We start from the raw sequence: 18,591 nt of genomic DNA, 5'->3' as shown, positions 1-18,591 counted from the left end.
CTATCGGTACATACAATTGTATCTTTTGATTTCGCAACATCTGTAATACCAGGATGGCACACTACTATTTTTCCACCTTATTTTGTAGCAGGTGCAATTTTCTCAGGATTCGCAATGGTAAATACACTACTTATAATTATGAGAAAAGTGTGTAGTTTAGAAGATTATATTACTGTTCAACACATTGAATTAATGAATATTGTAATCATGATTACAGGTTCTATAGTTGGTGTAGCATACATAACAGAGTTATTTGTAGCATGGTATTCTGGTGTAGAGTATGAGCAGTATGCATTCTTAAACAGAGCAACTGGACCTTACTGGTGGGCATATTGGGCTATGATGTCTTGTAACGTGTTTTCTCCTCAGTTTATGTGGTTTAAAAAATTACGTACAAGTATTATGTTTTCTTTTGCAATATCAATTGTAGTAAATATTGGTATGTGGTTCGAGCGTTTTGTAATTATTGTAACATCTTTACATAGAGATTATTTACCATCTTCTTGGACAATGTTTTCTCCAACATTTGTTGATATTGGAATTTTTATTGGAACTATAGGATTCTTTTTTGTATTATTCTTATTGTATTCTAGAACATTCCCAGTAATAGCACAAGCCGAGGTTAAGACTATTTTAAAGTCTTCTGGAGATAAATATAAAAACATTAGAGATAGAGGAGATAGTTTAGTAGGTACAGGTGCAGATGCTAGAACATCTAATGTTGATAACAAAGAACAAAAAAATAATAAAGAGTAGCATATGGAAGCTTTAAAAGTAATTCACGCTATTTATAACGATGACGATGTGTTAATGGCTGCCGTTAAAAAGGTAAAAGCCGAAAGACATCACATTGAAGAAATATATACGCCATTTCCAGTCCATGGACTAGATAAGGCTATGGGTTTAGCGCCAACAAGAATAGCAATCGCTGCATTTATGTACGGTTGTGTAGGTCTAGCAGTAGCAACATTAATGATGAATTTCATTATGATTGATGATTGGCCTCAAAACATTGGAGGTAAACCAAGTTTTAGCTATTTAGAAAACATGCCTGCATTCGTTCCTATTATGTTCGAGCTAACAGTATTCTTTGCAGCACACCTTATGGTAATTACATTTTACTTACGTAGTAGAATGTGGCCATTTAAAAAAGCAGAAAACCCAGATCCAAGAACAACAGATGACCATTTTTTAATGGAAATTCCAGTTCACGGTAATGAAAAAGAATTGCAAGATTTACTTTCACAAACTGGAGCTGTTGAAATTAACGTAGTAGATAACGCGCATTAATTATACAAAATGAAGAGTATTATTAAATTAACAATATTAGCTGTAGTGTCTTTTGCATCTTGCCAAAAGAATTCAAGACCTAATTACGAATTCATGCCTAATATGTATGAGTCAGTTGCTTACGAAACGTATCAGGAATCAGATGCATTTGCAAATGGTATAGAAGCACAAATACCTGCAGAAGGAACAATACCTAGAGGTTATACACCTTTTGATATTGACAATACTACTGAAGGTTATAATGAAGCTAAAGCAAATCTAAAAAGCCTTTTGGATTCTACACAAGTAGATGAAGCCAGAGGTAAAGAGCTTTACAATATATATTGCGCAATTTGCCACGGTACCAAAGGTGATGGAAAAGGTAAATTAGTACAAAGAGAGAAAATTCTTGGTATTCCAAGTTATGATGATGCAGGAAGGGCTATCACACAAGGTAGCGTTTACCATACTATTTATTATGGTAAAAATGCAATGGGTTCTTACGCCAATCAGTTAAATAACGAAGAAAGTTGGCAAGTAGTTTCATATGTTATGAAATTAAAGGCTGATTTAGAAAAATAAGATTTAGTTAAAGAATATATAATGGAATACAAAATTTCAAATAGACTAAGATTAACTGCAATCATTTTAATGATCGTTGGAGCAATAGGTGTTGGTTATAGCTTTTATATTTCTCATGCAACATTTGAGGAAGTAGAAAATATGTTAGCAAACGAATCTCATCATGGTGAATCTGATGGTCATGGAGAAACTGCAGATTATGCAGAAGAAAGCAGCGTTAGCTCACATGTAACAGAAGAAGCTAATGGTGAAGAAAATCATTCATCCTCTAATTCTCATGAAGTTGTAGACGAACACACTAAGCATGTAAATCATGTAATGCACGCTATGCACAATAGACCTTGGTCGGCATTTTATATAGCAGCATTTTTCTTTATGATGATTTCTTTAGGAGTTTTAGCTTTCTATGCTATACAATATGCAGCACAAGCAGGTTGGTCTCCTTTATTACTTAGAGTAATGGAAGGAATTACAGCTTATTTATTACCAGGAGCACTTATAGTTTTAGCTATAGCTATTGCATCTGGAACAATAGGGCATTACAATATTTTTATATGGATGGATCCGGATGTTGTAGCACATGATAAATTAATTCAAGGTAAAGTAGGTTGGTTAAATATTTGGGGTTTTGCAATTAGAGGTTTAATTTTTATAGGAGGATGGTCTTTATATAGATATTTCTCTAGAAAATTTTCAATTGCTCAAGATAAAGCTAACGACAACAAAAACTTTAAAAAGATATTCCGTATTTCTGCAGCCTTTTTAGTGTTCTTTATTTACACAGAATCTATGATGTCTTGGGACTGGATTATGAGTGTAGATCCTCACTGGTTTTCAACATTATTTGGATGGTATGTTTTTGCTGGGATGATGGTTTGTGCAGTAACAGTAATCGCTTTTATAGCAATGTATCTAAAAGGAAAGGGTTTATTACCAAAAGTTAATGATAGCCATTTTCATGATTTAGCAAAATTTATGTTTGCATTCAGTATATTCTGGACATATTTATGGTTTTCTCAATTTATGTTAATCTGGTATTCAAATATTCCAGAAGAAGTAACATACTTTATAACTCGAATTGAAGATTATAAATTACCGTTTTTTGGTATGTTAGCAATGAACTTTATCTTCCCATTATTATTATTAATGAACAGTGATTACAAACGTATTCCTTGGTTTATTGTAATGGCAGGTATTGTAATATTAGCAGGTCATTATATTGATGTTTTCAATATGATTATGCCAGCTACAGTAGGTGACCAATGGTATATTGGTATTCCGGAAATTTGTTCAATGTTATTTTTTGCAGGATTATTTATCTTTATTGTGTTTACAGCGCTATCAAAAGCACCATTAACACCTACAAGAAATCCATTTGTTAAAGAAAGTGAACATTTCCATTATTAATAAAATAATTCAATAAAGAAGAACGACAACAATGACGGCTTTATTATCAATTTTAGTTTTAGTATTTATTCTAGTTGCCATATGGCAAATGGTCAAGATATTCGATTTAACTCAAAGCGTAACTGCTAGAAGTGATAATCAAGTAGCAAACGACAAAGACAATAAAATTAATGGTTACTTAATGTTAGGCTTTTTAGTCTTTATTTATGTTATCACTATTATCTGTTTTGTTAAATGGGGAGATTTACCTTTAATGTCTAACTCTGCATCAGAGCATGGACCTGGTATAGATAACTTAATGATTATTTCGATGATCATTATATTTTTCGTTCAAACCGTAACACAGTTTTTACTTCACTATTTTGCTTTTAAATATAGAGGTGAAAAAGGCAAAAAAGCATTATTCTATGCAGATAATAATAAGCTAGAAGCTATCTGGACTATTATACCTGTAATAGTGTTAGCAGTATTGATTATACAAGGTCTATTTACATGGACTACTATAATGAATGTTAACGAAGAGAATGATCCATTAATTTTAGAATTATATGCACAACAGTTTAACTGGAAAGCACGCTACGGAGGAGAAGACAATACTTTAGGTAAAGCAAATGTTAGATTAATAGATATTAATCGTGCTAACATCTTAGGTGTAGACGAATCAGATCCTAATGCACAAGACGATGTAATTACAACAGAGTTGCACTTACCAGTAGGACGTCCAGTGTTGTTCAAAATGCGTTCTCAAGATGTTTTACATTCTGCGTATATGCCTCATTTTAGGGCACAAATGAATTGTGTTCCTGGTATGATTACACAATTTGGTTTTACTCCAACGGTAACTACTGAAGATATGCGTGAAACCCCAGAAATGCAAGATAAGGTAGCAAATATTAATAAGATAAGAGTTGATAAAAGTAAAGATTTAGTTGCTAAAGGAGAGCAAGCCTTAGATCCTTATGTTTTCGATTATCTATTATTATGTAATAAAATATGTGGTAAGTCTCACTACAATATGCAGATGAAAATAATAGTAGAGACACCAGAAGAATATAATGCTTGGATTAAAACACAAAAAGTATTTAAAGATTCTTTAATAGATTAATTAATTAAAAGATTATAAAGATTTATAGATTATGTCAGCACAAGCAGATACTCACGATGATCACCACCATAAAGAAACATTCGTAACTAAATATATATTTAGTCAGGATCACAAAATGATTGCTAAGCAGTACCTTATTACAGGTACTATTATGGGAGTTGTTGGTGTAATAATGTCTTTAATGATGCGTATGCAAATTGCATGGCCAGAAGAGCCAAATGTAATCTTTCAAGCATTATTAGGTAAATGGGCACCAGAAGGTGTCATGGATGCTGATATTTATTTAGCATTGGTAACAATTCACGGTACTATAATGGTATTCTTTGTTTTAACAGCAGGATTAAGTGGTACATTTAGTAACTTACTAATTCCGTTGCAAATTGGAGCCAGAGATATGGCATCTGGTTTCTTAAATATGGTTTCTTATTGGCTATTCTTTTTATCTAGTATTATCATGGTTTTATCTTTCTTTGTTGAAGCGGGACCAGCAGCAGCAGGATGGACAATTTATCCACCATTAAGTGCATTGCCAATGGCTCAAGGAGGTTCTGGAGCAGGTATGACAATGTGGTTAGTGTCTATGGCTATATTTATTGCTTCTTCATTGTTAGGATCTCTAAATTACGTTGTAACGGTAATAAACTTGCGTACAAAAGGAATGTCTATGACTAGACTTCCTTTAACAATTTGGGCTTTTTTTGTAACAGCAATTATTGGTATTGTTTCTTTCCCTGTATTATTATCTGCAGCATTATTACTTATAATGGATAGAAGTTTTGGAACGTCATTCTTTTTATCAGATATATTTATACAAGGAGAAGTATTACATTATCAAGGAGGTTCACCAGTTTTATTTGAACACTTATTTTGGTTTCTTGGTCACCCAGAAGTTTATATTGTATTATTACCTGCATTAGGTATTACATCAGAAATTATTGCAACAAATTCTCGTAAGCCAATTTTTGGTTATCGTGCCATGATTGTATCAATTTTAGCAATTGCATTTTTATCTACAATTGTTTGGGGTCACCATATGTTTATTTCAGGGATGAACCCATTCTTAGGTTCAGTATTTACTTTTACAACTCTATTAATTGCTATACCTTCAGCCGTAAAAGCTTTTAATTATATAACCACACTCTGGAAAGGTAACTTACAAATGAATCCAGCTATGCTGTTTTCAATCGGTTTAGTATCTACTTTTATTACAGGTGGTTTAACAGGTATAATACTTGGAGATAGTGCTTTAGATATTAATGTTCACGATACTTATTTTGTAGTTGCTCACTTTCATTTAGTAATGGGTATATCTGCACTTTATGGTATGTTTGCTGGTATTTATCATTGGTTCCCAAAAATGTTTGGACGTATGCTAAATAAGAATTTAGGATATATTCACTTTTGGGTTACAGCCGTATGTGCTTATGGCGTATTCTTCCCAATGCACTTTATAGGTATGGCAGGTTTACCACGTCGTTATTATACAAATAGTAATTTTCCATTGTTTGATGATTTACAGGATGTAAATGTTATTATTACAGTTTTCGCATTAATAGGAGGTGTTTTTCAAATTGTGTTCTTATACAACTTGTTTGCTAGTATGTTCTATGGAAAGAAAGCTATTCAAAATCCATGGAGATCTAATACATTAGAATGGACAACTCCTGTTGAGCATATTCATGGTAACTGGCCAGGTGAAATACCTCACGTACACCGTTGGGCTTATGACTATTCTAAACCAGGACATGATGAGGATTTTGTATCTCAAATTGTACCTCTTAAAGAAGGAGAAGAAGAACTACAACACTAAGTTATACTCTAGAGTATAATTTAACAGAATCTAAAAACATATTTAAAAGCCTTTCCATTATAGAGAGGCTTTTTGTTTATATTTGTTTTGCATAGATTTATAGTAACTTTTACTAATTAATAATCACTTAAATTTATCTTGAATCCAGTTTAAAGACAAGAAAATATAAATGAACGAAAACTTAAACCCATCTAGTGAGAATTTTTCATCTGAAGAATTCGATATAGAAAAAACCTTAAGGCCTTTATCTTTTGAAGACTTTTCTGGTCAAGATCAAGTGCTAGAAAACTTGAAAATTTTTGTTCAAGCTGCTAACCAAAGAGACGAAGCATTAGATCATACTTTATTTCTTGGTCCTCCAGGTTTAGGAAAAACTACTTTAGCAAACATACTTGCAAATGAGTTAAATGTAGGGATTAAAGTAACCTCTGGACCAGTTCTAGATAAACCAGGTGATTTAGCAGGACTACTTACAAATCTTGACGATAGAGACGTTTTGTTTATAGATGAAATTCATAGATTAAGCCCAATTGTAGAAGAATACTTATACTCTGCAATGGAAGACTATAAAATTGATATTATGATTGAGTCTGGACCCAACGCAAGAACGGTTCAAATCAATTTAAATCCATTTACTTTAGTTGGAGCAACTACACGATCTGGATTATTAACAGCACCAATGCGTGCACGTTTTGGTATTCAAAGTAGGTTACAGTATTATTCTACTGAATTATTGAGTACAATTATTCAAAGAAGTGCTCAAATATTAAACGTTCCAATTACAATGGAAGCAGCAATAGAGATTGCAGGTAGAAGTCGAGGTACACCAAGAATTGCAAATGCCTTATTACGTCGTGTTCGTGATTTTGCACAAATAAAAGGTAACGGAAGTATAGAAATTAAAATAGCTAAATTTTCTTTAGAATCTTTAAATGTCGATGCTTATGGTTTGGATGAAATGGATAATAAAATCCTTTCAACAATAATTGACAAATTTAAAGGTGGACCAGTAGGTGTATCAACTATAGCAACTGCAGTAAGTGAAAGCTCAGAAACTATTGAAGAGGTTTACGAGCCTTTTTTAATACAACAAGGCTTTATTATGAGAACACCAAGAGGTCGAGAAGTTACAGAATTAGCATATAAACATCTAGGAAAAATTAAAGGACCAACACAAGGCGGTCTATTTTAATGTTAAATAATAAAACTAAATATACAAACCTAATTAAAGCTGAAGCTAAACGCCTCGGTTTTTTGTCTTGTGGAATAAGTAAAGCTCAATTTTTAGAAACAGAAGCATCACGTCTAGAAAATTGGCTAAATAAGAATATGAATGGCGAAATGAGATACATGGAGAATCATTTCGATAAACGTTTAGATCCAACAAAATTAGTTAAAGATTCTAAAAGTGTTATTTCTTTATTACTAAATTATTACCCACTAGAAACACAAAATGATAAAGAGGCTCCTAAGCTCTCTAAATATGCGTTTGGTAATGATTATCACCATGTAATTAAATCAAAACTTAAAGAATTAACGCATTTTATTCAAAATGAAATAGGTGAAGTAAGCGGAAGAGCCTTTGTTGACTCTGCTCCAGTTTTAGATAAAGCTTGGGCAGCTAAATCTGGTTTAGGATGGATAGGTAAACATAGTAACCTTCTGACCCAACAAGTAGGGTCATTTTATTTCATTGCAGAGTTAATAATTGATTTAGATTTAGAATATGACAATATAACTACAGATCATTGTGGTAATTGTACCGCATGTATAGATGCTTGTCCAACACAAGCAATTACAGAACCTTATGTTGTAGATGGCAGTAAATGTATTTCATATTTTACTATTGAATTAAAAGATCAATTACCCAATGAAATGAAAGGTAAATTTGATAATTGGATGTTTGGTTGCGACATATGCCAAGATGTTTGTCCTTGGAACAAATTTTCTAAACCACACAGAGAGCCATTATTTAATCCGCATCCAGAATTGTTAGAAATGACAAAGAAGGATTGGGAAGAAATTACAGAAGATGTCTTTAAAAAAGTGTTTCAAAAATCTCCTGTTAAACGTACAAAATTTTCAGGATTACAAAGGAATATTAAGTTTTTAAAAGATTAGATTTCAGCTTAAAAACTTACATTTGTAATTCGTATCATAACAAGAAACATGAGCAAAGAGAGCAAAAGAAGAGAGGCATTAGTATATCACGCTAAGCCAACTCCAGGAAAAATAAAAGTAGTTCCAACTAAAAAATATGCAAGTCAAAGAGATTTAGCATTAGCCTATTCACCTGGTGTTGCAGAACCTTGTTTAGAGATTGCAAAAGATGTTAATAATGTATATAAATATACTGCGAAAGGAAATTTAGTTGCAGTAATAACTAATGGTACTGCAGTTCTAGGATTAGGTAATATTGGTCCAGAAGCTTCAAAGCCAGTTATGGAAGGAAAAGGTTTACTTTTTAAAATATTTGCAGATATAAACGTCTTTGATATTGAGGTTGGTACTGAAGATATTGAGGAGTTTATTGCAACTGTAAAAAATATAGCACCAACCTTTGGAGGTATTAATCTAGAAGATATAAAAGCACCTGAAGCTTTTGAAATAGAAAGACGTCTTAAAGCAGAATTAGATATTCCAGTAATGCATGACGATCAACATGGTACAGCCATTATATCTTCAGCAGCATTACTTAACGCACTAGAAGTTGCAGAAAAACAAATCGATGCTATTAAAATTGTAGTTAGTGGAGCTGGATCAGCAGCAATGGCTTGTGTTAATCTATACGTTTTATTAGGCGCTAAACCAGAAAATATAACACTGTTCGATAAAGAAGGTGTACTACATAAAGACAGAACTGATTTATTAAAAAGTCAACTAAGGTTCGCATCAGATATAAAATATAATAATTTAGCTCAAGCTATGGATGGAGCAGATGTTTTTCTTGGACTATCTGTAGGAAATATTGTTAATCCAGAGATGTTATTATCTATGGCAAACAATCCCATAGTGTTTGCAATGGCAAATCCAGATCCAGAAATAGAATATGATACTGCTATTGCAACTAGAGACGATATTATTATGGCAACAGGACGTAGTGATCACCCTAACCAAGTAAATAATGTTCTTGGTTTTCCTTTTATTTTTAGAGGCGCACTAGATGTTCGTGCTACTAAAATAAATGAAGCTATGAAAATGGCTGCTGTTAAAGCATTAGCAAATTTAGCTAAAGAGCCTGTGCCAGAACAAGTTAATATTGCATATAACGAAACTAGATTAACATTTGGTAAAGATTATATTATACCAAAACCGTTTGACCCAAGATTAATATCCGAAGTACCTCCAGCAGTTGCAAAAGCAGCAATGGATAGTGGTGTTGCAAAAGAACCAATAGAGGATTGGGAAAAATATAAAGAAGAATTAATGCAGCGTTTAGGGTCTGATAATAAGATATTAAGACTTTTATATAACCGTGCCAAAACCGCTCCAAAACGATTAGTTTATGCCGAAGCAGACCATATAGATGTTTTAAAAGCAGCCCAAATAGTATACGATGAAGGTATTGCAATCCCAATTTTATTAGGTAGAAAAGAAGAAATAGAAAGACTAAAAGAAGAAATAGAGTTTGATGCAGATGTCTTAATTATTGACCCTAAAACCGACGATCAAAGCGAACAAAAAAACAAGTATGCTGAAGTGTATTGGAAACAGCGTAAACGACGTGGTGTTACATTGTTAGAAGCTCAAAAATTAATGAGAGAACGCAATTATTTTGCAGCAATGATGATTAATGAAGGAGATGCAGATGCTTTAATTACTGGCTATTCGCGTAGTTATCCAAAGGTTGTAAAACCAATGCTAGAATTAATAGGTTTAGCACCTGGTTCTACAAGAATTGCAACAACAAATGTAATGATGACAGAACGTGGACCAATGTTTTTAAGTGATACTTCTATAAATATTAATCCCTCTGCAAAAGATTTAATTAAAATTGCGCAAATGACTTCTGGTGTTGTTAAGATGTTTGGTTTAAAACCAGTAATGGCAATGACTAGCTTTTCAAATTTTGGATCATCCAAAGATCAAACAGCAACCAAAGTTAGAGAGGCAGTTTCTTACTTACATAGAAGGCATCCAGACTTATTGGTAGATGGAGAGTTGCAAACCGATTTTGCTCTAAACAGCAAAATGTTACAGGATATTTTTCCGTTTTCAAAATTATCAGGACATAAGGTAAACACATTAATTTTCCCAAACTTAGAATCGGCTAATATTACTTATAAACTGCTAAAAGAATTGAATAAAGCAGAGTCTATAGGTCCAATAATGATGGGATTACGTAAACCTGTACATATTTTACAGTTAGACGCTAGTGTAGACGAAATAGTTAACATGACAGCTATTGCTGTAATAGATGCCCAACAGAAAGGAAAACAAGCATTAATGAGCGAAAAAACTGAATAGTTGTTAGTCCTATATTTTTATTACATTTGAAAGCATAACAAGAAACCGTCGATGATTACACATATTAAAGGGAAAATGTTGGAAAAAAATCCAACAGATGTTGTTATAGATTGCAACGGAGTTGGTTATCTACTAAACATTTCATTAAATACATTTTCTCAAATTTCTGCAAAAGAAAACATTCAATTATACACACATCTTCAAGTAAAAGAAGATTCACATAGTTTATATGGCTTTGTAACTAAAAGCGAAAGAGACGTTTTTAGGCTGCTAATTTCCGTAAGCGGAATTGGTACAAATACAGCAAGAACTATGCTTTCTTCCTTGACGCCAAAACAAATACGAGAAGGTATTGCAACAGAAGATGTTGCGCTTATTCAATCTGTAAAAGGTATAGGAGCTAAAACAGCACAACGTGTAATTATTGATTTAAAGGATAAAATCATTAAAATTTACGATATTGACGAAGTTTCTGTCAATAGAAGCAATACCAACAAAGATGAAGCGTTATCTGCTTTAGAAGTACTTGGTTTTGCTAAAAAGCAAGCAGAACGTGTGGTAGATAAAATAGTAATAGCCGAACCAGAGGCTAGGGTTGAAGCCATAATTAAACAAGCTTTAAAAAAATTATAGTAAATTTTGAATACAACTAACCTATATTTTTATAAATCGATTAAACATACTGCATTATTTTTATTAGCATTTTTGCTATCTTTTAGTGCTTTTGCTCAAGATCCAGATCCAACAATCGATGTTGATACTACTAAAACAGGGTTTAGTTTGGGTAATATAATAATGCCAAACCCAAACAGTATAACATCAAAATATACTTACGATCCACTTACAGATCGATATGTTTATTCAGAAACTATAGGTAACTTTAATATTAATTATCCTATTATTTTAACACCAAAAGAATATCAAGATTTGGTGTTTAAAGAGAATTTGAAAGAGTATTATCAAGATAAAATTAATGCCATAGATGTAAAAAAAGATGCCTCGGAAGAAGATAAACGAAATTTATTACCAGAATTCACAATAGACTCTGGGCTTTTTGAAACCATTTTTGGAGGTAACACTATAGAAGTCGTTCCACAAGGAAACCTAGAAATGGATTTAGGTGTTTTGTATACAAAACAAGACAACCCGTCTTTTTCTCCACAAAACAGAAGTAATTTTACTTTTGATTTCGATCAAAGAATTAGTTTAAGTTTGTTAGGTAAGGTAGGTAAAAGACTCCAAGTGACTGCTAATTACGATACAGAAGCAAGTTTCGATTTCCAGCAAATAGTAAAATTAGAGTACGACCCAACCTTAGGAGGAGGTGAAGACTCTATTCTTCAAAAAATTGAAGTTGGTAATGTAAACATGCCATTAAATAGTTCTCTAATTTCTGGAGCACAAACTTTATTTGGTGTAAAAACAATACTGCAGTTTGGTAAAACCACTGTTACAGCAGTATTTTCTGAACAAAAATCCGATACACGCTCAGTAGTGGCCCAAGGTGGAGGAACATTAGACGAATTCGATTTCTTTATACGTGATTATGATGAAAATAGACACTTCTTCTTAGCGCAATACTTTAGAGAAAACTATGATAAAACCCTAGCTAATTATCCATTTATAAATACCAATGTTCAAATTATAAGAGCAGAGGTGTGGGTAACAAATAGAAGTAATAGGACAGAAAATGTAAGAAATATTGTTGCCTTACAAGATATTGGAGAGTCTAGTGTTATTGGAAATGCAGGAGTTGTAGTTACAGCAGGACCAGGTGCTTTTCCTGATAATGGAAATAATCGCTTAGATCCAACAAATATTGGAGGAGCAGGCTCTCAACTTACAGAAGCTGTTAGAGATGTAGCAACAGTTCAGGCTGGAATTTTAGTCCCAGGATTTAATGAAGGCTTTGATTATGCAAAGTTAGAAAACACAAGAAAATTACAAGAAGGTCAAGAATATTCATTAAACACACAATTAGGTTATATTTCATTAAACCAACGTTTAAATAATGATGAAGTTTTAGCTGTTGCATTTCAATATACTGTAGGAGGACAAGTTTTTCAAGTTGGTGAATTTGCTAATGATGGAATAGATGCAACTGCAGTAGAAACCAATGGAACAGGAGATGTTACTAATGTCAACAATAATAACTTAATTCTTAAACTATTAAAAAGTAGTATAACATCTGTTTCTCAACCAATTTGGGATTTAATGATGAAGAATATATACGATACTGGAGCATATCAATTAAGTCAAGAAGATTTTAAATTAAATATTTTTTATAACGAATCTGCAGCCTTAAATTATATTAGTGCAGTTGAAGGTTCTCCTTTTGGAGTTGATTTTGAAGGTGAACCAATTGAGCAAACCACTTTATTACGTTTGTTTAATTTAGATAGATTAAACTTCAATGGTGATCCTCAAGCTAATGGAGATGGTTTTTTCGATTTTGAAAATGGTATTACGGTGTTACCTGAAAATGGAAAAATTGTATTTACTAAAGCAGAACCTTTTGGGCGTTACTTATTCGATATTTTAGATAATGATGATAATACAGGAAACAATGCATCAGATTACGAATTAGATACATACACAAATGCCAATCAAGAAAAATATGTTTATGACATATTATATAAGAACACAAAAACTGCTGCTTTAGACGAAGCTCAAAAAAATAAGTTTCAAATAAAAGGACGTTATAAATCTTCCGGAGGTAATGGTATTCCAATTGGTGGATTTAATGTGCCTAGAGGCTCTGTAAAAGTAACAGCAGGAGGACGTGTGCTAATAGAAGGACAAGATTACACCGTAAATTACCAATTAGGACGTGTTTTTATTGTTGATGAAGCTTTAAAAGCATCAAATACACCTATTAATGTTACAACAGAAAATAACTCAGTATTTGGGCAACAAACTAAGAGATATACTGGATTAAATATAGAGCACCAGTTTAATGAGAATTTTTTGCTTGGAGCAACTTACATTAATTTAAATGAAAGACCAATTACTCAAAAAGCAAATTATAATAACGAGCCAATAAATAATACTATTTTAGGTTTTAATGGTAATTACTCTACAGAAGTACCGTTTTTTACAAGACTAGCAAACAAATTGCCAAACGTAGATACAGATGCACCATCAAATTTATCAGTACGTGGTGAATTTGCTTATTTATTACCTGGAGCACCTAAAGGAACTGATTTTAATGGTGAAGCAACAGCATATATAGATGATTTTGAAGGTAGCCAAAACGGCATCGATTTAAAATCTGCTCAATCTTGGTTTTTGTCAAGTAGACCATTAGCATTAAATAACACTACTGCTTTCGATGCTTTTACTGGACTAAGAAGTGGTTATGATAGAGCATTATTAAACTGGTATACTATCGACCCGATTTTTTATAGTGGTCAGCGTCCAAACGGAATAGACGATGATGATATTTCAAATATTTATACGTCTCGTGTTTTTGTAAACGAATTATTTCCAGAGCAAGACATTGCACAAGGACAAACAGCTGTATTAAACACATTAGACTTAACATACTACCCATCAGAAAGAGGGCCTTATAATTTTAGTGATACTAATTTATCTGCAGACGGTTCTTCACTTGTAAACGCAAATAATGGATGGGCAGGGATTACAAGACAAATAACATCAACAGATTTTGAACAAGCTAATGTAGAGTATATTGAGTTTTGGATGCAAGATCCATTTCAAGATAATCCAACAAATCCTGGTGGAAAGTTAGTTTTCAATTTAGGAAGTATTTCTGAAGACGTTTTAAAAGATGGTAAAAAACAATATGAGAATGGTTTACCAAAAGATGGTAATGTTTCTTTATTACAGAACGATGTCACACCATGGGCAATACCACAAAATCAGGCCTTAATTTATGCTTTCGATTCTGTAGGAGAGGAGCGTACTAATCAAGATGTTGGTTATGATGGATATGACGATTTAGAAGAAATAAACATTACAGATCCTACAATTAATCCAGGAAGTCCACAACCTATTCCTGCTTCAATTGCAGCATTACCAGATCCATCAGCAGATAATTATCAGTATTATCTTGCCGCAGAAGGAAATGTATTAGAGCGTTATAAACGTTACAATAACGTGCAAGGCAACTCGCCAGATGCTTTTAGTGATACTAACAGAGGCTCAACAACACAGCCAGATGTAGAAGATATAAATAGAGATAACACGATGAACACTATCGATAGTTATTTTGAATATGAATTGGAAGTTACAAGACAAAATTTACCTCTTAACAATTTAGGAGAAATACTTCCTGGAAATCCAATTGGAGATTTTATTAGAGATGTAAAAGTACGCCCTAGAGTACTACCAAATGGAGATACAGAACAAGTGCGTTGGTATCAATTTAGAATACCAGTACAAGGAGAACATGTAGTAGCTAGAAATGGTATTACAGACCTAAGATCTATTCGTTTTGCACGTATGTTTCTTAATGATTTTTCTGAACAAACAACATTCCGTTTCGGTACTTTAGATCTAGTACGTAGCGATTGGAGACGTTATCAATTAGCATTAGATGGAGGTCCAACACCTGCAGATTTCAATGACACAGAATTTACAGTTGGAGTTGTTAGTACCCAAGAAAATGATGGCAGTTACGAGTCTCCTCCAGGAGTTGTACCAGAAAGGCTAAATAATAACAATTCTATAATAGACCAGAATGAGCAGTCTTTAGTTGTTAATGTTTGCGATTTACAACAAAAAGATTCTAGAGCAGTATTTAAGAATATTAGTGTAGATATGAGACAATACAAACGTATTAGAATGTTTATGCATGCAGAAGATGGTGATGTACCAGGTTTACAAGATGATGAATTGGTAGGTTTTATTAGAATGGGTAACGATTTAACAGAGAATTATTACCAAATAGAAGTACCTTTAAAAGTTTCAATAGGCACATCTAGTGAAGCGCTATGGCCAACAGCAAACGAAATAGATTTGCCATTAGATATTTTAGAAAAAATAAAATCTTTAGGGATTGCAAATAATACGCTAGCTAATGGAAATCCAACATTCTACGATATTTTTGGAGAAGAATTAGTTCCAGTAACTAATGATTTTGCTGGATATGATGCTGCAGGAAGAGATAAACACCGTATAGCTATTAAAGGAAATCCAAATTTTGGAGCTGTAAGAACCTTAATGGTTGGTGTTAAAAACGGAACAACAAATCCACAATGTGGAGAGGTATGGTTTAACGAGTTGCGCCTTTCAGACATGGATAACGAAGGTGGTTGGGCTGCTATAATGAGTGCAGATACTAATTTTGCAGATTTTGCAAATGTAAGTGCATCTGGTAGAATTAGTACAGCTGGTTTTGGCTCTGTAGATCAAGGACCACAGCAACGAAGTAGAGAAGAAATAAAGCAATATGATATAGTCACTAATGTTAATATTGGGCAATTGTTTCCAAAAAAATGGGGAATTCAGTTGCCATTTAATTATGGGATTGGAGAAGAGCTAATAACACCAGAATACGATGAGCTGTATAAAGATTTAAAGCTTCAAAACAGAATTGATGCTGCCGAAACTGCAGAACAAAAGAAAACGATAAGAGAACAGTCAGAAGAATATACAAAACGAAGAAGTATTAATTTCATTGGCGTTAGAAAAGTAAGAACTGGAGAATCTAAACCTCGTTTTTATGATGTTGAGAATCTTACTTTTAATCATTCTTATAACAAAATAGAACATCGCGATTTTGAAATAGAACGCTCAATAGACAAGCAAACGCGAACAGGTGTAAGTTATGCCTATAATTTTGAGCCAAAGGTTATTGAACCTTTTAAAAAGAACGATTCACTCTTCACTGGAAAATATTGGAAACTTCTTAAAGATTTTAACCTTAATTTATTACCATCAAGTTTTGCAATAAATACAGATATAAATAGACAGTTTAATAGACAACGTTTTAGAGAGGTAGAATTAGGTAGTAATAATATTGGACTTGAAGAGTTGTTTAGAAGAAATTACAATTTCGATTTTCAGTCTACACTAAATTGGAATTTAACAGAGTCTCTATCATTAAATTTTGCTGTTGCAAATAATAATATTGTCAGAAATTATTTTCAAGACAATATTATAAATGGAGAACAAGATCCTAGTTTAGATGTTTGGGATGGGTATTTTGATATTGGTGATGCTAATAGACGATCTCAAACTTTAGGTTTAAATTACGAAGTACCATTTAATAAATTTCCAGCATTAAACTTTATTAAAGCAACTTATGCATATCAAGGTTTATATCAATGGCAGAAAGGCTCAGATTTATTTGGAGACCTTGTTGCAGATGATGGCTTAACTTACGATTTAGGTAACTCTATTTCAAATGGAAATACGCATAATATTAATTCTTCTTTAGATATGCGTAAGTTTTATAAATTCCTAGGTATAAAAAAGAAACGAGTTGCTAATAAAAACAGTAAAGTAAAGAGAATACCTAAAGCATCTCTTTCAAAAGGAGGGCTTAAAACAGAGGACATAAAAAACTCAAACAAACCACAAGTAAAAAGGAAAAGTGGTTTAGGTACAGATATAGCTAATTTAGGAATAGGTATTCTAACTTCAGTTAAACGTGTTCAAGTAAATTATTCTGAAAACAATGGTACTTTTCTTCCTGGTTTTCTTGACACACCTGGTTTTATAAGTGCTTCTAAACCAACATTTGGTTATACATTAGGAAGCCAAAGTGATATTAGAGATTTAGCAGCAAGAAATCGATGGTTAACGGTATTTCCAGATTTTAATCAACAATACACTAAAAACCATACAGAGCAGTTAGATATATCAGCTAATTTAGAACCATTTAACGACTTAAAAATAGATTTAGTTGGCTCAAGAACCTATGCTGAAAATTATACCGAAAATTACAGAATAGAAAATAATGAATACCGTTCTTTAACTCCAAACGTATTTGGAAACTTTAATATATCAACATTTACACTGCCAACAGCATTTGGTAAAAGCGATGAAATAAGCTCTGAAGCTTTTGATGCATTTAGAGAAAACAGATTAACAATAGCAAGAAGATTAGCTGCGGAAAAAGGAGCAAATGTAAGTGATGTAGATGCAGAAGGTTACCCTTTAGGTTTTGGTAAAACTAGCCAAGCAGTTTTATTACCATCATTTTTAAGCGCATACACAGGACAAGACGCAAGTAAAGCTAAACTTGGAGCATTTAGAAACATACCTATTCCTAATTGGGATTTAAAGTATACGGGTTTAATGAATTTTAAATGGTTTAAAAAACGCTTTAAACGTTTTTCATTATCACACGGTTACCGCTCAAGTTATACTATAAATCAATTTAGAACTAATTTAGATTTTAATGGCATAGATTATAGCGAGCCATATGCGTCGCAGCCATCAGATGATATCGATCAAGCAGGAAATTTTAAAAATGAAGAGTTATATAGTAATGTTAACTTGACAGAGCTATTTAGCCCTTTAATTAGAATAGATATGGAGATGAAAAATTCTGTGAAGATTCTTGCTGAAGTAAGAAAAGACAGATTATTATCTTTAAGCTTCGATAATAATTTAATGACAGAAATTCAAGGAAACGAATTTACTTTAGGTTTGGGTTATAGATTTAAAGATGTACGTATAAAATCTAAACTGGCTGGACCTAAAAAATCGATTGTGAGTGATTTAATAATGGAAGCAAATCTTTCTATAAGAGATAATAAAACTATTATTAGATATCTAGATTTAGAAAACAACCAAATCACTAATGGGCAAACTATTTATGGTTTAAAGTATAATGCCAACTATTCATTTAGTAAAAACTTAACTGGTATTTTCTACTTCGATTATACGTTTTCAGAATATGCTATATCAACTGCTTTTCCACAAACAACTATACGCTCTGGATTTACTTTAAGATATAATTTTGGTAACTAAAAAAAAT

The 18,591-nt window shown here is 32.5% G+C and carries 11 protein-coding genes; all 11 read left to right on the top strand.

Annotation, left to right across the window (positions count from 1 at the left end; all coding sequences use genetic code 11):
* On the top strand, positions 1 to 756 hold a 756-nt coding region (gene nrfD / locus QNK89_RS06575; RefSeq protein ID WP_340170223.1), incomplete at its 5' end, for an NrfD/PsrC family molybdoenzyme membrane anchor subunit.
* 3 nt (positions 757 to 759) lie between these two features.
* On the top strand, positions 760 to 1,290 hold the full coding sequence (locus QNK89_RS06570) for a DUF3341 domain-containing protein (protein WP_340170222.1): 531 nt from the start codon (positions 760 to 762) through the stop codon (positions 1,288 to 1,290).
* A 9-nt stretch (positions 1,291 to 1,299) separates the two neighbouring features.
* The gene (locus QNK89_RS06565; RefSeq protein ID WP_340170221.1) at positions 1,300 to 1,851 is read left to right on the top strand and encodes a cytochrome c; all 552 of its coding nucleotides are present in this window, start codon (positions 1,300 to 1,302) and stop codon (positions 1,849 to 1,851) included.
* A 21-nt stretch (positions 1,852 to 1,872) separates the two neighbouring features.
* Positions 1,873 to 3,258 (top strand): quinol:cytochrome C oxidoreductase, encoded by a 1,386-nt coding sequence (locus QNK89_RS06560; RefSeq protein ID WP_340170220.1) that lies wholly within the window; start codon positions 1,873 to 1,875, stop codon positions 3,256 to 3,258.
* A gap of 31 nt (positions 3,259 to 3,289) precedes the next feature.
* Entirely contained in the window at positions 3,290 to 4,363 is a 1,074-nt protein-coding gene (locus QNK89_RS06555; RefSeq protein WP_340170219.1) for a cytochrome c oxidase subunit II, read from the top strand.
* A 31-nt stretch (positions 4,364 to 4,394) separates the two neighbouring features.
* A complete protein-coding gene (locus QNK89_RS06550; protein WP_340170218.1) occupies positions 4,395 to 6,173 on the top strand; it encodes a cbb3-type cytochrome c oxidase subunit I in 1,779 nt (592 codons plus the stop codon).
* Between the two features lie 169 nt (positions 6,174 to 6,342).
* The gene (ruvB, locus tag QNK89_RS06545) at positions 6,343 to 7,365 is read left to right on the top strand and encodes a Holliday junction branch migration DNA helicase RuvB (protein WP_340170217.1); all 1,023 of its coding nucleotides are present in this window, start codon (positions 6,343 to 6,345) and stop codon (positions 7,363 to 7,365) included.
* A complete protein-coding gene (gene queG, locus QNK89_RS06540; RefSeq protein WP_340170216.1) occupies positions 7,365 to 8,294 on the top strand; it encodes a tRNA epoxyqueuosine(34) reductase QueG in 930 nt (309 codons plus the stop codon). Before ruvB ends, queG begins: the two co-directional genes overlap by 1 nt.
* Positions 8,295 to 8,342: 48 nt before the next feature.
* The gene (locus tag QNK89_RS06535) at positions 8,343 to 10,640 is read left to right on the top strand and encodes an NADP-dependent malic enzyme (RefSeq protein ID WP_340170215.1); all 2,298 of its coding nucleotides are present in this window, start codon (positions 8,343 to 8,345) and stop codon (positions 10,638 to 10,640) included.
* A 51-nt stretch (positions 10,641 to 10,691) separates the two neighbouring features.
* Complete coding sequence (gene ruvA, locus QNK89_RS06530) at positions 10,692 to 11,273, top strand: Holliday junction branch migration protein RuvA (RefSeq protein WP_340170214.1); 582 nt, start codon at positions 10,692 to 10,694, stop codon at positions 11,271 to 11,273.
* A gap of 6 nt (positions 11,274 to 11,279) precedes the next feature.
* On the top strand, positions 11,280 to 18,584 hold the full coding sequence (gene sprA, locus QNK89_RS06525; protein ID WP_340170213.1) for a cell surface protein SprA: 7,305 nt from the start codon (positions 11,280 to 11,282) through the stop codon (positions 18,582 to 18,584).
* Positions 18,585 to 18,591 lie beyond the last annotated feature (7 nt).

It is taken from the genome of Lacinutrix sp. (assembly GCF_037625555.1).
GTDB lineage: Bacteria > Bacteroidota > Bacteroidia > Flavobacteriales > Flavobacteriaceae > Lacinutrix.
This window is presented reverse-complemented; position numbering and strand designations above follow the sequence as displayed.

Coding starts and splice junctions, on each gene's coding strand:
- QNK89_RS06570 (WP_340170222.1), top strand. CDS start 760: ATGGAAGCTTTAAAAGTAATTCACGCTATTTATAACGATGACGATGTG.
- QNK89_RS06565 (WP_340170221.1), top strand. CDS start 1,300: ATGAAGAGTATTATTAAATTAACAATATTAGCTGTAGTGTCTTTTGCA.
- QNK89_RS06560 (WP_340170220.1), top strand. CDS start 1,873: ATGGAATACAAAATTTCAAATAGACTAAGATTAACTGCAATCATTTTA.
- QNK89_RS06555 (WP_340170219.1), top strand. CDS start 3,290: ATGACGGCTTTATTATCAATTTTAGTTTTAGTATTTATTCTAGTTGCC.
- QNK89_RS06550 (WP_340170218.1), top strand. CDS start 4,395: ATGTCAGCACAAGCAGATACTCACGATGATCACCACCATAAAGAAACA.
- ruvB (WP_340170217.1), top strand. CDS start 6,343: ATGAACGAAAACTTAAACCCATCTAGTGAGAATTTTTCATCTGAAGAA.
- queG (WP_340170216.1), top strand. CDS start 7,365: ATGTTAAATAATAAAACTAAATATACAAACCTAATTAAAGCTGAAGCT.
- QNK89_RS06535 (WP_340170215.1), top strand. CDS start 8,343: ATGAGCAAAGAGAGCAAAAGAAGAGAGGCATTAGTATATCACGCTAAG.
- ruvA (WP_340170214.1), top strand. CDS start 10,692: ATGATTACACATATTAAAGGGAAAATGTTGGAAAAAAATCCAACAGAT.